Below are 14151 nucleotides of genomic sequence, written 5' to 3' on the forward strand. Positions count from 1 at the left end.
CGATCATGCGCAAGATCCCGGTCCAGTTCCGACTGAACGGCTCCGACCGCGCGGCCTTCGCGGACCCGGCCGACAACCTGCTGACCGTACTCCGGCGCGGCCTCAACGACTTCGGCCCGAAATACGGCTGCGGCCAGGGCACCTGCGGAACCTGTTCGGTCCTGATCGACGGCGAACTGCGCCTCGCCTGCCTGACCCTCGCGGCCGCCTGCGACGGCGCCAGCGTGGAGACGGTCTCCGGGATGGCGAACGGGCCGGACCTGCACCCCGTCCAGGTCGCCTTCATGGAGCATTTCGCGGCGCAGTGCGGCTTCTGCACCCCCGGGATGCTCACCGCCGCCAAGGCTTTGCTGACGCGCAACCCGAACCCGACCCGCGAGGAGGTGGTCGAGGCGATCGCCGGCAACATCTGCCGCTGCACCGGCTACGCCCCGATCGTCGAAGCCATTCTGGCCGCCGCCCGCGCGGCGCCGGCCCAGCGCCGCAGCTGAGGGAGGCTCCCATGCTGGAATTCCGCAAGGACCTCTTCAAGGACGAGCGCGACGACGACCTCAACGTCGTCGGCAAGGGCGTGCAGCGGCAGGACATGCTCGGCCATGTCACGGGCCGGTCGCCCTTTTTCGACGACCACGCCTTCGAGGGCCTTTTGCATCTCAAGGTCGTCCGCAGCCCGCACCATCACGCGAGGCTCCGCCGCGTCGACATCTCGGCCGCCGAGCGCGCGCCCGGGGTCAAGCGGGTGCTGCGCGGGTCGGACGTCCCGGTCAACAAGAACACGCTCTTGTCTTTGATCAACTTCGGCAAGGACGACGAGCCGACGCTGGCCGTGGACAAGGTCCGCTACAAGGGCGAGCCGGTCGTGGCGATCATCGCCGACACCGAGGCGGCGGCGCTCGCCGCGCGTGCCCTCGTCCGGATCGAATACGAGCCGCTGCCGGCGGTGTTCGACGTCGAGGCGGCGCTGGAGCCGGGCGCGCCGGTCGTGAACGAGACCTACCCGGGCAACTACTTCGAATATCACGACAAGTACGACCACCAGAAGCTCCGCTTCGGCGACGTCGAGCGCGGCTTCGCCATGGCCGACCTGATCGTCGAAGACCGCTACCAGATGTCGCCGATCGAGCACGCGCCGACGGAGACGAACGGCTCGATCGCGGCGCCGGAGCAGAACGATCGCTATGTCGTGCATTCCTGCGCGCAGGGGCTGTTCTTCTCGCTCGGCACGGCGGCGAAGATCCTCAACCTGGATTCCAACCGGCTGCACTACATCGGCGGCACGGTCGGCGGCGGCTTCGGCGGCAAGGTGGACTCGCTGACCGAGCCCCTGTCGATCCTCGGCGCGATGATGACCGGCCGGCCCGTGCGCTACGTCCTCGACCGCGAGGAGGAGATGCTCTACGGCAGCCCACGCGGCGCCGAGCGGATCTATATCAAGGACGGCATCATGCGGGACGGCCGCATCGTCGCCCGCCACGTCCGCAGCTATTTCGACGCCGGCGCCTATACCCGGCTCTCCAGCTACGCGGCCATCAAGTGCACGGCGCACCTGCCGGGCCCCTACACGATCCCGAACGTCGCCGCCGAGATCACCGTCGCCTACACGAACCGCTGTCCGTCCACCGCCATGCGCGGTTTCGGCATCACGGCCGTCGACTTCGCGCTGGAGGTCCACATGGACAAGGGTGCGGAGGCCGCCGGAATGGATCCGATGGAGTTCCGGATCCTCAATGCCTATCGGGACGGCGACATGAAGCCCCACCGGCGCGTCGCCAAGAACACCGCGCTGATCGAATGCGTCCAGGTGGCGGCCGAGAAGGCCCGGTGGCCGCTGTCGGACGCCGCCCGCCGGCAGTCGTCGCTCGTCGGCGGCGGCGGGGCGCGCGCCGAGATCCCGGCGACGCCGATCGACGAGAACGGCCGGATCGGCCGCCCGGAGAGCCGCAAGGGACGGCCGACCCAGACCCTGCCGGCCGGCACGACCCGCATCCCGCTGACGAAGCAGCCGATCATGGAGGGTTCGGCCGAGGGCCGCGCGAGGCCGCCCGCCGTGCCGCAATACGAGCCCTACCGCCCGGCCGCGTCGCCGCCGCCGTCTCCGCCCCCCTATCAGCCCCCGCCCCGCCCCGCGGCCTCCGCCCCGCTGGTGCCCGAGCCTCCGCCTCCGCCGCCCGCCGCGCCGACGACGCCGCACGGGGCGCACCGGTTCTCCTCGGTCTTCGGCACGAGGAGGCGCTGACATGGCTCGCTACCGGGGACGCGGCATGTCGTCCGTCAACTATCCGATCGGCATGAATCTCGGAGGCGATCCGAGCCAGGCGCTGATCCACTCCAACCCGGACGGCAAGTTCACCGTCTCGCTCTCGGCCATCGACCTCGGCCAGGGCATGAAGCAGGTCACGCGGCAGGTCGCGGCGGAGACGCTCGGCGTACCGATCGAGGACGTCTATGTCGACACCGCCGACAGCGACACCGGCCCGCACGACATGGGCAGCTTCGCGTCGCGCGGCACGCACCGGATGGGCAACGCCGTGATCGCGGCGGCGCGGGAGGCGCGCGGGGTCCTGCTCGAGGCCGCCGCCGAGGAGCTCGAGGTCAACGCCGCCGACCTCGTCACGGACGGTCGCGGCAACATCCACGTGAAGGGGGCGCCGTCGCGCTCGATCACCGTCCGGGCGACCGCGCAGGCGGCCCAGTTCAAGCAGGGCAAGACCATCGCGGGCCGGGGCATCTTCCTGATCCCGCTCTCGTCGGTCGACCCGGACACCGGCGAGATGAACCCGAACACCGCCTTCGCGCATGCCTGCCTGGTGGCGGACGTGGAGGTCGACGACGAGACCGGCGAGGTGACGGTCCTCGGCATGACATCGGCCTACGAGCTCGGGCGGGTCATCAATCCACGGATGGTCGAGCAGCAGCTCGTCGGCGGGGCCTGGATGGGCGTCAGCCACGCCCTCTACGAGACGCCGGAGCCCTACTATCCGGACCCGGACCACGGTCCGCGCGACTTCGTCGAATATCTCATGCCGGGGCCGGGCGACACGGCGCCCTACAGCGTGACGATCCTGGAGCGCCCCGCGCCCGACGGTCCCTTCGGGGGCAAGGGGCCGGGCGAGATGTGCGCCAACCCGGTGCTGCCGGCGATCGCCAACGCGGTCTACAACGCCGTCGGGGTCCGGGTGAACGACCTGCCGATCACGCCCGAGAAGATCCTGCGCGGCATCCGGGCGAACGGCGGGGTGAAGCCGCAGCCGCGCCGGGGCGGAGGCCAGTAGCCATGGTCCTGCGCGCGCCGATGCCCGGCCTGTCGAGCCCCGAGGCGCTCGCCGACGCGCTGCGCGCGGCCTACTACCTGGCCGACGACGGCATCGCCACCGCCGCCTTCCTGGCGCTGGCGCTCGGCAAACCGCTCCTTCTCGAAGGCGCGCCCGGCGTCGGCAAGACCGAAGCCGCCAAGGCCCTCTCGGGCATTCTCGGCCGGCAGCTCATCCGCCTGCAGTGCTTCGAGGGCATCGACGCCAGCGCGGCCCTCTACGAATGGAACTACCCGCGCCAGATGCTCGCCATTCGCCAGGCGCGCGAGGGCGAGCATGCGGACATCTACCGCGACGACTTCCTGATCGAGCGCCCGATGCTTGCCGTGCTGCGGCGCCCGCAATCGACCGTCCTGCTGATCGACGAGATCGACCGGTCCGACCACGAGTTCGAGGCCTTCCTGCTCGAATTCCTGTCCGACTTCTCGATCTCGATCCCGGAGCGCGGCACGCTCAGGGCGTCCGAGCGGCCCGTCGTGGTCCTCACCTCCAACCGGACCCGCGACCTGCACGAGGCGCTGAGGCGGCGCTGCATCTACCACTACATCGCCTATCCGGACCCGGCCCGCGAGGCGGCCATCATCATGCTGCGGTCTTCCGCGGTCGCGGAAGCGACGGCCCGGGCGGTGGTGCATGCCGTCGGGCTCCTCCGTCAGGAGCCGTTGACCAAGCCGCCCGGCGTCGCCGAGTCGGTCGACTGGGCCGAGGCCGCCACCGCGCTGAGCCGGACCGGCGCCCCCTGGCCCGACGCCTTCCGGCGGTCGATCGGCGCCGCGCTGAAGGACGAGGAGGACCTCGCCCACATGCGCCCGCGCCTCGACGCCCTGATCGGGGCGATCGCCCGATGACCCGCGCGCTGCCGGCCGCGAGCCGCCCCTTCGTCGCCTTCCCGGCCCTCCTCCGGCAGCACGGCTTCGCGGTGGCGCCGGAACAGACGGTCGCCTTCCTGGAAGCGGTCCGGCTGCTCGGTCCGCGCTCGATCGAGCACGTGCGCCGGGCCGCGGTCGCCACCCTCGCGCCCCATCCGCACCAGATGGCCCGGTTCGACGCCCTGTTCGACCTCCACTTCCTCGGCGGCTTCGCCGAGCCGGACGAGGCCGACGACTGGCAGCCCGACGAGGAGACGAAGATCCAGGAGGAGGGCGGCGAGCGGGAGATCCTCGTCGGCGAGAGCGTCAACGAGACCGGCCAGCAGGCGATCGAGGCCGAGGCGCTGGCGGTGCGGCGGCTCCGGCCGGCGGACGACGGCGGCCTCCTCGTCCGCCTCGCCCGCGACCTGCCCGACGCCCTGCCGCGCCGGCGCGGCTACCGCTTCCGGGCGGCGCGACGCGGCCAGCGCATCGATCTCGCCCAGAGCCTCCGGGCCGCGATCCGCACGGACGGTGAGGTCATGTCGCTGAAGCGCCGGCGCCGCGGCACGCGCACGCGCCCGGTCCTCATGCTGATCGACGTCTCGGGCTCCATGAAGGGCCGCACGGACGCCAACCTGGCCCTCGCGCATACACTCGTTCAGGCGGCGCCGCGGGCGGAGGTCTTCACATTCGGCACGCGGCTCACGCGCCTGACGCGGGTGCTGAAGCTCCGGAACCGCGAGCAGGCGCTCGCCCAGGCCTCCGGGCTCGTCGCCGACTGGGACGGCGGCACGCGGATCGGCGACGCCCTGCAGGCCTTCCTGGCCGTGCCCCGCTACGCCGGCTACGCCCGCGGCGCCGTGGTGGTGATCCTCTCGGACGGGCTCGAGCGGGGCGACCCGGCCGCCATGATCGCCGCGATGCGCAGGCTCGCCGCCCGTGCGTTTCGGATCGACTGGCTCTCGCCGCTCGCCGCCGACCCGGACTACCGGCCGGAGACCGACGCCATGGCGGCGATCCGGCCGCTCGTCACCACGCTCGCCAACGGCGCCAGCACGGCGGCGATCTGCCGCCATCTCACCGCGCTCGGTGACGGGAGGGCCGCATGATCGACGCCCATTTCCACATCTGGCGGCAGGCCGACCTGCCCTGGCTCGTCGGCCCGATGCAGCCGCGCATCTTCGGCCCCTACGAGCCGATCCGGCGCGACTATCCGATCGAGGAGTATCTCGCGGACTGCCGGCCGGAGGGCGTCACGGGCGCGGTCTACGTGCAGGCCAACTGGGCGCCCGGCCGGGCGCTCGACGAGGTGCGCTTCGTGGCGGAGGCGGCGCGGCGGAGCGGGTTCCCGATCGCGATCGTCGCCTATGCGGACATGCTGGCCGAGGACGCCCGGCCGCAACTCGACGCGCTCGCGGCCGAACCGACCGTGTGCGGCGTCCGCATGCAGCTCCACTGGCACGAAAACCCGCTCTACCGCTTCGCGCGAGCGCCCGACCTCGCCCGCGATCCCGTCCTGCAGCGCAACGTCGCCCGGCTGGCCGACTACCGCTGGAGCTTCGACCTGCAGGTCTTCGCCGGCCAGATGGCGGGGGCGGCGGAGCTCGCCGCGGCCTGCCCGGACGTGCCCTTCGTGCTCCAGCATGCCGGCATGCTGGAGGACCTCACCCCCGGCGGCATCGACGCCTGGCGCGCCGCGATGACCGACCTCGCGGGCCGGCCGAACGTGGTCTCCAAGCTCTCCGGGCTCGGCACCTTCCTGCGCCGCAACGACGCCGCGCACATCGCCTTCGTGGCGCGCGAGACCCTGGCGCTCTTCGGCGCAGAGCGCTGCCTGTTCGGCTCGAACTTCCCGATCGAGAAGCTCTGGACGTCCTACGCCGACCTCGTCGCGGCGCACCGGGCGGCGATCGCACACCTTTCCCCGGACGAGCGGGCGCGGGTCCTGGAGGGGACCGCCCGCAAGACCTACCGCTTGGCGTGACTTGAGGAGGAATGCCCATGCCGCTCGAAATCAAGGTTCTCGACTATGGCGACATCGAGCTGGAATCGAGCTTCCTCGTGCTCGGCCGCGGCTGCGGGCAGCGGAAGCGGACCTACACCTTCGGGTTCCTGATTCTCGGCGGCCCCTGGCCGGTGGTCGTCGACACCGGCTACCGCCACAACCAGATCATGGAAAGCCTCGGCATGCGTGGACTGCAGTTCCACGAGAACATGATCGAGAACCAGCTCATGAAGTACGGCGTCCGCATGGGCGACGTGCGCTACGTCGCCCACACGCACCTCCACATCGACCATGCCGGCAAGGACGAGCTGTTTCCGATGAACACGACCGTCATCGTGAACCGGCGCGAGCTCGAATACTCGGTCTCCGGCCTCATGCACCCGCAATATCCGGCGCCCGACATCAAGCACCTGATCGACCGCCTGCACACCCGCCACGCCCTGAGGCTCGAGGACCTCGAGCTCTCCGGCATGATCGAGCTCTTCCCGGGCTGCTACCTCGAGGCGGCGGGGGCCCATACCGAGGGCTCGATGAACATCCATGTCGACACCGCCGAGGGGCGGGCGACGATCTGCGGCGACGTCATCTACGACTTCCACGACCAGATCATCGAGCCGTTCCACGAGATCCACGCCGACGAGCCGCGCGTGACCGGCAACCACGGCACGAGCAAGCGGCAGGAGAAGGCGGCGATCAAGAAGCTGCTCAACACCGCCCGCTTCCTCCTGCCGGTGCACGACAAGCCGGCCAAGATCGAGGCGGGCCATGTGGTCGGCCGGCTCGACATGGCGGTCCCCGGGCCGGTCTCCCACACGGTCGCGCGGCGCAACTGGTTCCCGGTCTGACGGCCGGGGGCGGATACGGAGCGGAGACGATCGGAGGAAAGCTCATGACCACCCATGTCGCGGTCTCGCCGGCCTTCGCGGGCCTGATCGACCCGTGGGCGCCGGTGCGCCAGATCGGCACCGGGTTCCAGTTCACGGAGGGGCCGGTCTGGCATCCGAAGGATCAGTACCTCCTATTCTCCGACATGCCGGGCGACGTGCGCCGACGCTGGGACCGGAGCGGCATCCGGGAGGTCATGCGGCCGGCCAACAAGTGCAACGGCCTCACCTACGACGCGGACCTGAACCTCCTGGTCTGCGAGCACGCGACTTCGACCCTGGTGCGCGAGCGGCCGGACGGCCGGCGCGAGACGCTCGCCTCGCATTTCGACGGGCGCGAGTTGAACAGCCCCAACGACGTCGTGGTGAAGTCGGACGGCGCCATCTACTTCTCCGACCCGTGGTACGGCCGCATGCCGGTCTATGGTGTCGAGCGGCCCCGGCAGCTCGGCTTCCAGGGCGTCTACCGGATCCCGCCGGGCGGCGGGCCGCCGCAGCTCCTCGTCGAGCGCACCCTGTTCGAGCAGCCGAACGGCCTCTGCTTCTCCCCCGACGAGACGCTCCTCTACATCAACGACACCGCCCAGCACCTGATCCGCGTGTTCCGCGTTCAGCCGAACGGGACGCTCGCCGACGGCCGGGTCTTCGCCTCCGGCATCGTCTCGTCCTCCGAGCCCGGCGTGCCGGACGGCATGAAATGCGACGCCGAGGGCAACGTCTGGGTCTGCGCGCCGGGCGGCGTCTGGGTCTATGCGCCGAACGGCAACCTCGTCGGCAAGGTCCGGGTGCCCGAACTCGTCGGCAACCTCGCCTGGGGCGGGCCCGACTTCCGCACCCTGTTCCTGACCGCGACCCATTCGGTCTACGCGGTCGACACCAAGGTCGGCCCGCGCAACGAGCCCTACATGCGCCAGGCCGCGGGCGGCCGGCCCGGGACCTCGCCGCAGGCGGCGGCGAGCATCGGCCGCAACGGAACCAAGAAAGCCGCGCCCGGCTTCGCGCTCGACCCGTCCCGCTGCGCCCTGATCATCCAGGACATGCAGAACGACGTGGTGATGGACGGCGGCGCCTTCGCGGCCTCCGGCTCACCCGCCCATTGCCGCGAGCAGAACGCCATCGGCAACGCCGCGCGGCTCGCCGCGGCGGCGCGGGAGAAGTCGATCCCGGTCATCCACGTCTGGTTCGTGGTCGAGCCGGGCTGTCCGGGCGTGACCATGAACGCGCCGCTCTTCGAGGGCCTCGCCGATGCGCGCGCTCTCGTGCGCGGGACCTGGGGCGTGGCGCCCGTCCCCGGGCTCGAGGCGCAGGCCGGCGACCACATCGTCGAGAAGCAGCGCATGAGCGCCTGGGAGGGCACGCGGCTCGAGACCGTGCTGAAGGCGCTCCGCCGCGACATCGTCGTGGTGACCGGCGCCTGGACCAACATGTCGATCGAGCACACCTCCCGGACGGGGGCCGACAAGGGCTACTACATGGTCGTGCCCGAGGACTGCTGCTCGACCATGAACGCCGAATGGCACACGGCCTCGGTCAACTACGCCCTGCAGAACGTCGCCGTGGTCACCGACGCGGACGCGCTCCTGGCTGCATGGTCCTGAGGCCAGCGAGCCGGACGCGGCGCCCGCCGGGCCACCCGCCGTGTGGAACATGGCCCGGACCTTCTCGTTTGGATTTCAGCCGGCTCGCCCGGTGAAAACGGGAGGTCGAGGGCGGCCTCGGGTCCGGACGTCGCGCCGGACCGTCTGGAGGATCCGCGCCACCCATGACACCGGACCCGACGTGGCGGCCTCCCCTGCTCTTCCGCCCGGCCCCGGCCGGCATGACGTTCCCATCGCGGCCCAAGGTCGTTCTCCTGCTCGACAGCACGGAGCCGTCCGGCGTGGGGGAGCACGTCCTGACCCTCGCCCGCCGCCTGCAGGGCGATGCCGACGTGACGATCGCCAATGTCGATCTCGACCGGACCGGCTGGGCCGAGCGCGCCGCGACGGTCGTCCCGACCGTCCAGCTCGGCGGCCCGGGCGATACCTGCTGCCGGTTCGTCCGCTTCCTGGACGAGGTCGCGCCCGACATCCTGCATATCCATGCCGGCATCGGCTGGGAGGCGCTGGACGTTCCGGCGGTGGCGCGAGCCTGCGGCGTCCCGGTCGTGCTGCGGACCGAGCACCTGCCGAACGTAATGACGGAACCGTTTCATCGCGCCACCTATGCGCAGATGGGCGCCCTGCTCGACGCGGTCGTGTGCGTCTCGGCCGCGACGCGCGACAGCTACCGGGGCGCCGGCGTGCCCCGTGGGCGCCTTCGCGTCATCCGCAACGGCGTCGAACCGCGGCCGCAGGCGCGAGACCGGGCCGCGACGCGCCACGACCTCGCGGTGGGCGCCGCCCCGGTTCTCCTGACCGTCGCACGCTTCAGCGAGCAGAAGGGCTATCCCGACCTCATCGACACGGCCGAGATCGTCCTCGGGCAGCGACCGGACGCGCGCTTCCTGTGGGTCGGCGACGGCCCGACCCGTCCGGCCTGCGGGGAGATCCTGGCGGCCCGCGGGCTCGACGCGTCCGTCACGCTCCTGGGCGCCCGATCCGACGTGGGCGACCTGATGGCCGCGGCCGATCTGCTCGTCTCCGCCTCGCGTTTCGAGGGGCACCCGCTGGTGGTCCTCGAGGCGATGGCGGCCGGACTGCCGGTGGTGGCGACCCGCGTCCCGGGCACCGCCGAGGCGGTCGAGCACGGCGTCACCGGACGCCTCGCGCCCGCCGCGGACCTCGGCGCCGCTATCCTGGCAGCGCTCGACGCCCCCGCCGAAACCGCCGCCTACGCCCGGGCGGCTCAGGCGCGCGCAAGGCGCACCTTCTCGGCGGCCCGCATGACCGCGCGGGCCCTCGCCCTCTACCGCTCTCTCCTGGCTGAAGCCGTCCACCGGCACGCGGTCGCCCCCAACGAGGCTATTGCTCCATGACCCTCCGGATCGGCTTCATCGGCGGCGGCGGCATCGCGAGCCGCCATGCCGCGACCCTCGCCCAATTCGACGATGTCGAGATGGTCGCCGTGGCGGATCCCGATCGGACGCGGGCGGAGGCCTTCGCGGCGGACCGCGCCCTGGTCTCCTACGACGACCACGAGGAGATGCTGGCGCGCGAGAGGCCGGACGCGGTCTACGTCTGCACCCCGCCCTTCGCCCACGGCGCCCCGGAACTGGCCCTCGCGGCGCGCGGCATCCCCTTCTTCGTCGAGAAGCCGATCGCAACCGATCCCGACACCGCCGAGGCGATCGGGGCCGCCGTCGAGCGGCAGCGGCTCGTCACCGGGGTCGGGTACCACTGGCGCTATCTCGACACCACCGAAGAGGCCGCCCGGCACCTGAGGTCGCGCCCGCCGCGGCTCGTGACGGGCTACTGGCTCGATGCCACGCCGCCGCCGGCCTGGTGGATCAGCGAGTCGCGGTCCGGCGGACAGATGGTCGAGCAGACGACCCACATCTTCGACCTCGCCCGGGTGCTGGTCGGCGAGGTCTCCGAGGTCTACGCCATCGCGGGCCGGACGCCGCGGCCGGACTACCCCGCCTGCGACATCGCCGAGGCCTCGACCGCCGCCTTGCGCTTCGCCGGGGGCGCCGTCGGCACGATCTCGTCCACCTGCCTGCTCCACTGGCCGCACCGGATCGGGCTCCATCTCTTCGCCGACGGGCTGGCGATCGAGCTGAGCGAGTTCGAACTCATGGTCGACGTCGGTCAGGGCCGCCCGGTGCGGCCGGCGACAGGCGACCCGTTCCTGCGCGAGGACCGGGACTTCGTCGACGCGGTACTCGGCCGGCCGAACCGTATCCGGGCTCCCTACGCCGAAGCCCTGAAGACGCACCGGCTCACGATGGCGGCCGCCCGTTCGGCGCGCGAGGGTCGCCCGATCCGCCTGGACGCGGAGGCACGACATGGCTGAACGCGAGATCCGCTCCCTCGGCGTCGAGGCGCCGGGCCGCCCCTACATCTGGTCCTACCGCGAGGGTGACCCGGGCGAGGGCCAGTTCCGCGTCGAAACCCTGTACACGGGCCTGTCCGCCGGCACCGAGCTGACCTTCCTGAAAGGGACCAACCCCTACCTGGCCGCCCGCTGGGACGAACCCTACGCGGTCTTCGTCCCCGGCGAGCCCGGCCTCGCCTATCCGGTCCCGTTCCTGGGCTACATGGAGGTCGGGCGCGTCGTCGAGACGCGAAGCCCGGCGGTGCGGGACGGCGACGTCGTCGCCATGACCTACGGCCACAAGACCGGACACACGGCCGACGCCGGGTCGGAGTTCTTCCTCCCCCTCGGCGACCTCGACCCGATCCTCGGCATCTACGTCGCGCAGATGGGTCCGATCGCCGCCAACGGCCTCCTGCACGCGGCCGCGGACCTGTACGGCGCGGACGTGCGGGATCTCGGGGACGGCGTCCGGGGACGCAACGTCGTGGTGATGGGGGCCGGCGTGGTCGGCCTGCTCACGGCCCTGCTCTGCCGCCGCTTCGGGGCCGGAGCGGTCCTGGTCGCCGACCCGGATCCCTGGCGGCGCCAGAAGGTGGCCGCGCTGGGGCTGGAGGCCATCCCCGAGGCCGGGGCCTGGCAGACCGTCAAGGACCTGTGGAGCGACGGGCGCGCCCGCGGCGCAGACGTCGTCTTCCAGTGCCGGGCGAATGGGGGCAGCCTGCAGCAGGCCCTGAAGCTCCTGCGCCCGCAGGGCACCGTGATCGACCTCGCCTTCTACCAGGGCGGCGCCGAGGCCGTCCGGCTCGGCGAGGAGTTCCACCACAATGGGCTCGCGCTCCGCTGCGCCCAGATCGGGCGCGTGCCGCGCGGCCTCGACGCGACCTGGAACCGTCGGCGGCTGGCGCGGGAGACGCTGGCCTTCCTGCGCGCCGAGGCGGAGCCGATCCGCACCGGCCTGATCACCGACATCGTGCCCTTCGACGCCGCTCCGGACTTCCTGGCCGACCTCGTCCGCCACCGGCGCGCCTTCGTCCAGGTCGTCTTCCAGGTCTCTCCGTGACCGCCCCGATCCGCATCCTCTTCGTCTTCGGCTGGCTCGTGGTGGGCGGCGAGGAGACCGAGCTCCGGCTCCTCGCCCGCCGCCTGGACCGATCCCGCTACCGGCTCGAGGTGGTCGCCTGCTTCCGCAAGGACGGGATGCCGGAGCAGACCCATCGCCAGCTCGCCGAACTCGCCGTCCCGGTCGACACCACGCCCTACCGCCTGTCCTTCGACGACACGGTCTCGTACCTCGCCGAGCGGATGGCCGGCGCGGACATCGTCGTCGCCTGCCAGGCAGTGCCGGACGTCCTTCCCGCGCTCAAACGGATGGCGCCGGAGCGGCGTCCCCTCCTCGTCGAGCACGGCGGCCTCGTCTGCGAAGCCCTGGCCGGACCGAAGCATCTCACGGCGCGCTACGTCGGGGTCTGCCGGTCCATCTGCGAGGCCGCCCGATCGCGCATGGCGGACAGGCCAGACCACGTCCTGGAGATCCCCAGCATGGTCGACCTCGCGGAGTTCGACCCCGCCGCGCGCCCCGACATCCGCCGGTCCTGGGAGGCGGACGACCGGACGGTGCTGGTCGGCTGGATCGGGCGGCTCGACCGGAAGAAGCGCGTCGAGGACGTGATCCGCGCCGCGGCGCTCCTCCGGGCGCGGCAGGCCCCCGTCCGCTTCGTGATCGTCGGCGGCGCGGATGCCTTAATGCCCGAATACGAGGCGGAGCTTCACGCGCTCGCCAGATCCCTGGGCCTCGACGACATGGTCTTCACCGGCGACAGGGCGGACGTGCCGCGCCTCCTCGCCGGCCTCGACATGCTCGTCTGGTGCGCGCGCGGCGAGGGCATGCCGCACGTGATCGCGGAGGCCGGCGCCGCCGGGCTGGCGGTCGTGTGCACCCGCGACAACGGGACCGGGCAACAGATCCGGGACCGGGAGACCGGGATCTTCGTGCCCCACGAGGATCCCGCCGCCCTGGCGGACGCCGTCGAGGAGCTCGCCCGCGACCCCGAACTGAGGGTTCGCCTCGGGGACGCGCTGCGTCGCCACGTCGAACGCAGCTACGCCGCCGACCGGGTCCTGCCCGCCTGGATCGACCTGTTCGAAACGCTGGCGCGGGAGCGGCGCTCGACCGCCACCGACAGGACTGGCCGCTGGCCTTCCCTCACGCCGGGCAGACCGCCGCGATCAGGGACTCCCTCGTGAACGCCCCGAGGCCCTCTCGCCCCAGGAGCGCGCAGTCGACCGTGGCCGCCATCTGGTCGCCGTCCCGCTCGAAGGCCATGTCGCTCGGCCCGTCCGGGAAGATCTGCCGGCTCGTGACCCACTCGAGTTGCGCGCGGACCAGGGCCGGGTCGAGCCAGGGCGCGCGGGCCGTGACGGCGGCGACGCCGAGGGCCGGATCGGCCAGGCAGTCGAGCCAGGCGCGGTGCGTGACCGCGCGGAGGTCGTCGAGGAGCCGGGGATGCGCTACCAGGAGATCGGCACGGCACACCACCGCGCCCGTGTAGATGTCGAGGCCGTGGTCCGCGAAATAGAGGAAGCGCACGGCGCTGCTGTCGTGCCCGCGCATGATCATCGCGAATTTCAGCGTGGCGTCGAAGCACGTGGCCGCGAGCACGCGCCCGCCCGCCACGAGGGCGTCCCGCTCCTCCGGATCGACGAAGCGCATCTCGTAGGGGATCCCGGCCAGACCGTTCTTCGCCAGCAGGAGCGGCAGGAGACGGGCCGACGTGTCGCCGCGCGGACCGCACAGCACGCCGCCCTCGATCTCGTGAAGGGCCAGGGCCGGCCCCGGGCGCAGGTAGCCGAGCGCGCAGGGGCTGCGGCGATAGACCGGCATGACGGCCTGGATCGTCGCCGCGCCGGTGTCGACCGCATGGGTCATCAGGGACGAGACGTCGCCGTATCCGCAATCCGCCTCGCCACTCGCGATCGCGCGGGTGACCAGCGAGGAACTGAAACCCTCGACGAATTCGACCTCCAGTCCGCGTTCGGCAAAGAGGCCGGCGTCGACAGCATGAAGAAAGGGTGCGTTTTGCCCCTGGTAGAGGTGATTCAGCTTGAAGCGGAGTTTCATCGCATTCTAGACTTGTGCTTCTCTG

The 14151-nt window shown here is 71.8% G+C and carries 13 protein-coding genes; 12 read left to right on the forward strand and 1 reads right to left on the reverse strand.

The window, feature by feature from the left end; translation table 11 throughout:
• Nucleotides 1-5: 5 nt before the first annotated feature.
• The 12 genes from WBG79_RS19580 to WBG79_RS19635 all read left to right on the forward strand — a co-directional run bounded on the left by WBG79_RS19580 (nt 6) and on the right by WBG79_RS19635 (nt 13252).
• Nucleotides 6-491: a (2Fe-2S)-binding protein gene (locus WBG79_RS19580; RefSeq protein ID WP_337358901.1), complete on the forward strand. Its 486-nt coding sequence runs from the start codon at nt 6-8 to the stop codon at nt 489-491.
• Nucleotides 492-502: 11 nt separating this feature from the next.
• On the forward strand, nt 503-2236 hold the full coding sequence (locus WBG79_RS19585; RefSeq protein WP_337358902.1) for a xanthine dehydrogenase family protein molybdopterin-binding subunit: 1734 nt from the start codon (nt 503-505) through the stop codon (nt 2234-2236).
• Nucleotide 2237: 1 nt separating this feature from the next.
• Complete coding sequence (locus WBG79_RS19590) at nt 2238-3272, forward strand: xanthine dehydrogenase family protein molybdopterin-binding subunit (RefSeq protein WP_337358903.1); 1035 nt, start codon at nt 2238-2240, stop codon at nt 3270-3272.
• A gap of 2 nt (nt 3273-3274) precedes the next feature.
• Nucleotides 3275-4159, forward strand: coding sequence for an AAA family ATPase (locus tag WBG79_RS19595; RefSeq protein WP_337358904.1), 885 nt, complete (start codon nt 3275-3277; stop codon nt 4157-4159).
• Nucleotides 4156-5271, forward strand: a complete 1116-nt coding sequence (locus WBG79_RS19600; protein ID WP_337358905.1) for a vWA domain-containing protein — start codon at nt 4156-4158, stop codon at nt 5269-5271. Before WBG79_RS19595 ends, WBG79_RS19600 begins: the two co-directional genes overlap by 4 nt.
• Entirely contained in the window at nt 5268-6146 is an 879-nt protein-coding gene (locus tag WBG79_RS19605) for an amidohydrolase family protein (RefSeq protein ID WP_337358906.1), read from the forward strand. Before WBG79_RS19600 ends, WBG79_RS19605 begins: the two co-directional genes overlap by 4 nt.
• A gap of 17 nt (nt 6147-6163) precedes the next feature.
• Nucleotides 6164-7012, forward strand: coding sequence for an MBL fold metallo-hydrolase (locus WBG79_RS19610; protein ID WP_337358907.1), 849 nt, complete (start codon nt 6164-6166; stop codon nt 7010-7012).
• A 44-nt stretch (nt 7013-7056) separates the two neighbouring features.
• Nucleotides 7057-8649, forward strand: a complete 1593-nt coding sequence (locus WBG79_RS19615; RefSeq protein WP_337358908.1) for an isochorismatase family protein — start codon at nt 7057-7059, stop codon at nt 8647-8649.
• A 164-nt stretch (nt 8650-8813) separates the two neighbouring features.
• Nucleotides 8814-10007, forward strand: a complete 1194-nt coding sequence (locus tag WBG79_RS19620; protein WP_337358909.1) for a glycosyltransferase — start codon at nt 8814-8816, stop codon at nt 10005-10007.
• Entirely contained in the window at nt 10004-10984 is a 981-nt protein-coding gene (locus WBG79_RS19625; protein ID WP_337358910.1) for a Gfo/Idh/MocA family protein, read from the forward strand. Before WBG79_RS19620 ends, WBG79_RS19625 begins: the two co-directional genes overlap by 4 nt.
• Nucleotides 10977-12068 carry a zinc-dependent alcohol dehydrogenase gene (locus WBG79_RS19630; protein ID WP_337358911.1) on the forward strand — a complete coding sequence of 364 codons (1092 nt, stop codon included), beginning with the start codon at nt 10977-10979 and terminating at the stop codon, nt 12066-12068. The genes WBG79_RS19625 and WBG79_RS19630 overlap by 8 nt, the downstream gene beginning before the upstream one ends.
• Complete coding sequence (locus WBG79_RS19635; protein WP_337358912.1) at nt 12065-13252, forward strand: glycosyltransferase family 4 protein; 1188 nt, start codon at nt 12065-12067, stop codon at nt 13250-13252. The genes WBG79_RS19630 and WBG79_RS19635 overlap by 4 nt, the downstream gene beginning before the upstream one ends.
• Here the strand turns inward: WBG79_RS19635 and WBG79_RS19640 are convergent.
• On the reverse strand, nt 13212-14126 hold the full coding sequence (locus WBG79_RS19640) for an ABC transporter substrate-binding protein (RefSeq protein WP_337358913.1): 915 nt from the start codon (nt 14124-14126) through the stop codon (nt 13212-13214). The two genes, WBG79_RS19635 and WBG79_RS19640, sit on opposite strands and share 41 nt — an antisense overlap.
• Between the last annotated feature and the right edge of the window lie 25 nt (nt 14127-14151).

The organism is Prosthecomicrobium sp. N25 (genome assembly GCF_037203705.1).
Classification (GTDB): Bacteria; Pseudomonadota; Alphaproteobacteria; order Rhizobiales; family Ancalomicrobiaceae; genus Prosthecodimorpha.

Coding starts and splice junctions, on each gene's coding strand:
- WBG79_RS19580 (WP_337358901.1), top strand. CDS start 6: ATGCGCAAGATCCCGGTCCAGTTCCGACTGAACGGCTCCGACCGCGCG.
- WBG79_RS19585 (WP_337358902.1), top strand. CDS start 503: ATGCTGGAATTCCGCAAGGACCTCTTCAAGGACGAGCGCGACGACGAC.
- WBG79_RS19590 (WP_337358903.1), top strand. CDS start 2,238: ATGGCTCGCTACCGGGGACGCGGCATGTCGTCCGTCAACTATCCGATC.
- WBG79_RS19595 (WP_337358904.1), top strand. CDS start 3,275: ATGGTCCTGCGCGCGCCGATGCCCGGCCTGTCGAGCCCCGAGGCGCTC.
- WBG79_RS19600 (WP_337358905.1), top strand. CDS start 4,156: ATGACCCGCGCGCTGCCGGCCGCGAGCCGCCCCTTCGTCGCCTTCCCG.
- WBG79_RS19605 (WP_337358906.1), top strand. CDS start 5,268: ATGATCGACGCCCATTTCCACATCTGGCGGCAGGCCGACCTGCCCTGG.
- WBG79_RS19610 (WP_337358907.1), top strand. CDS start 6,164: ATGCCGCTCGAAATCAAGGTTCTCGACTATGGCGACATCGAGCTGGAA.
- WBG79_RS19615 (WP_337358908.1), top strand. CDS start 7,057: ATGACCACCCATGTCGCGGTCTCGCCGGCCTTCGCGGGCCTGATCGAC.
- WBG79_RS19620 (WP_337358909.1), top strand. CDS start 8,814: ATGACACCGGACCCGACGTGGCGGCCTCCCCTGCTCTTCCGCCCGGCC.
- WBG79_RS19625 (WP_337358910.1), top strand. CDS start 10,004: ATGACCCTCCGGATCGGCTTCATCGGCGGCGGCGGCATCGCGAGCCGC.
- WBG79_RS19630 (WP_337358911.1), top strand. CDS start 10,977: ATGGCTGAACGCGAGATCCGCTCCCTCGGCGTCGAGGCGCCGGGCCGC.
- WBG79_RS19640 (WP_337358913.1), bottom strand. CDS start 14,126: ATGAAACTCCGCTTCAAGCTGAATCACCTCTACCAGGGGCAAAACGCA.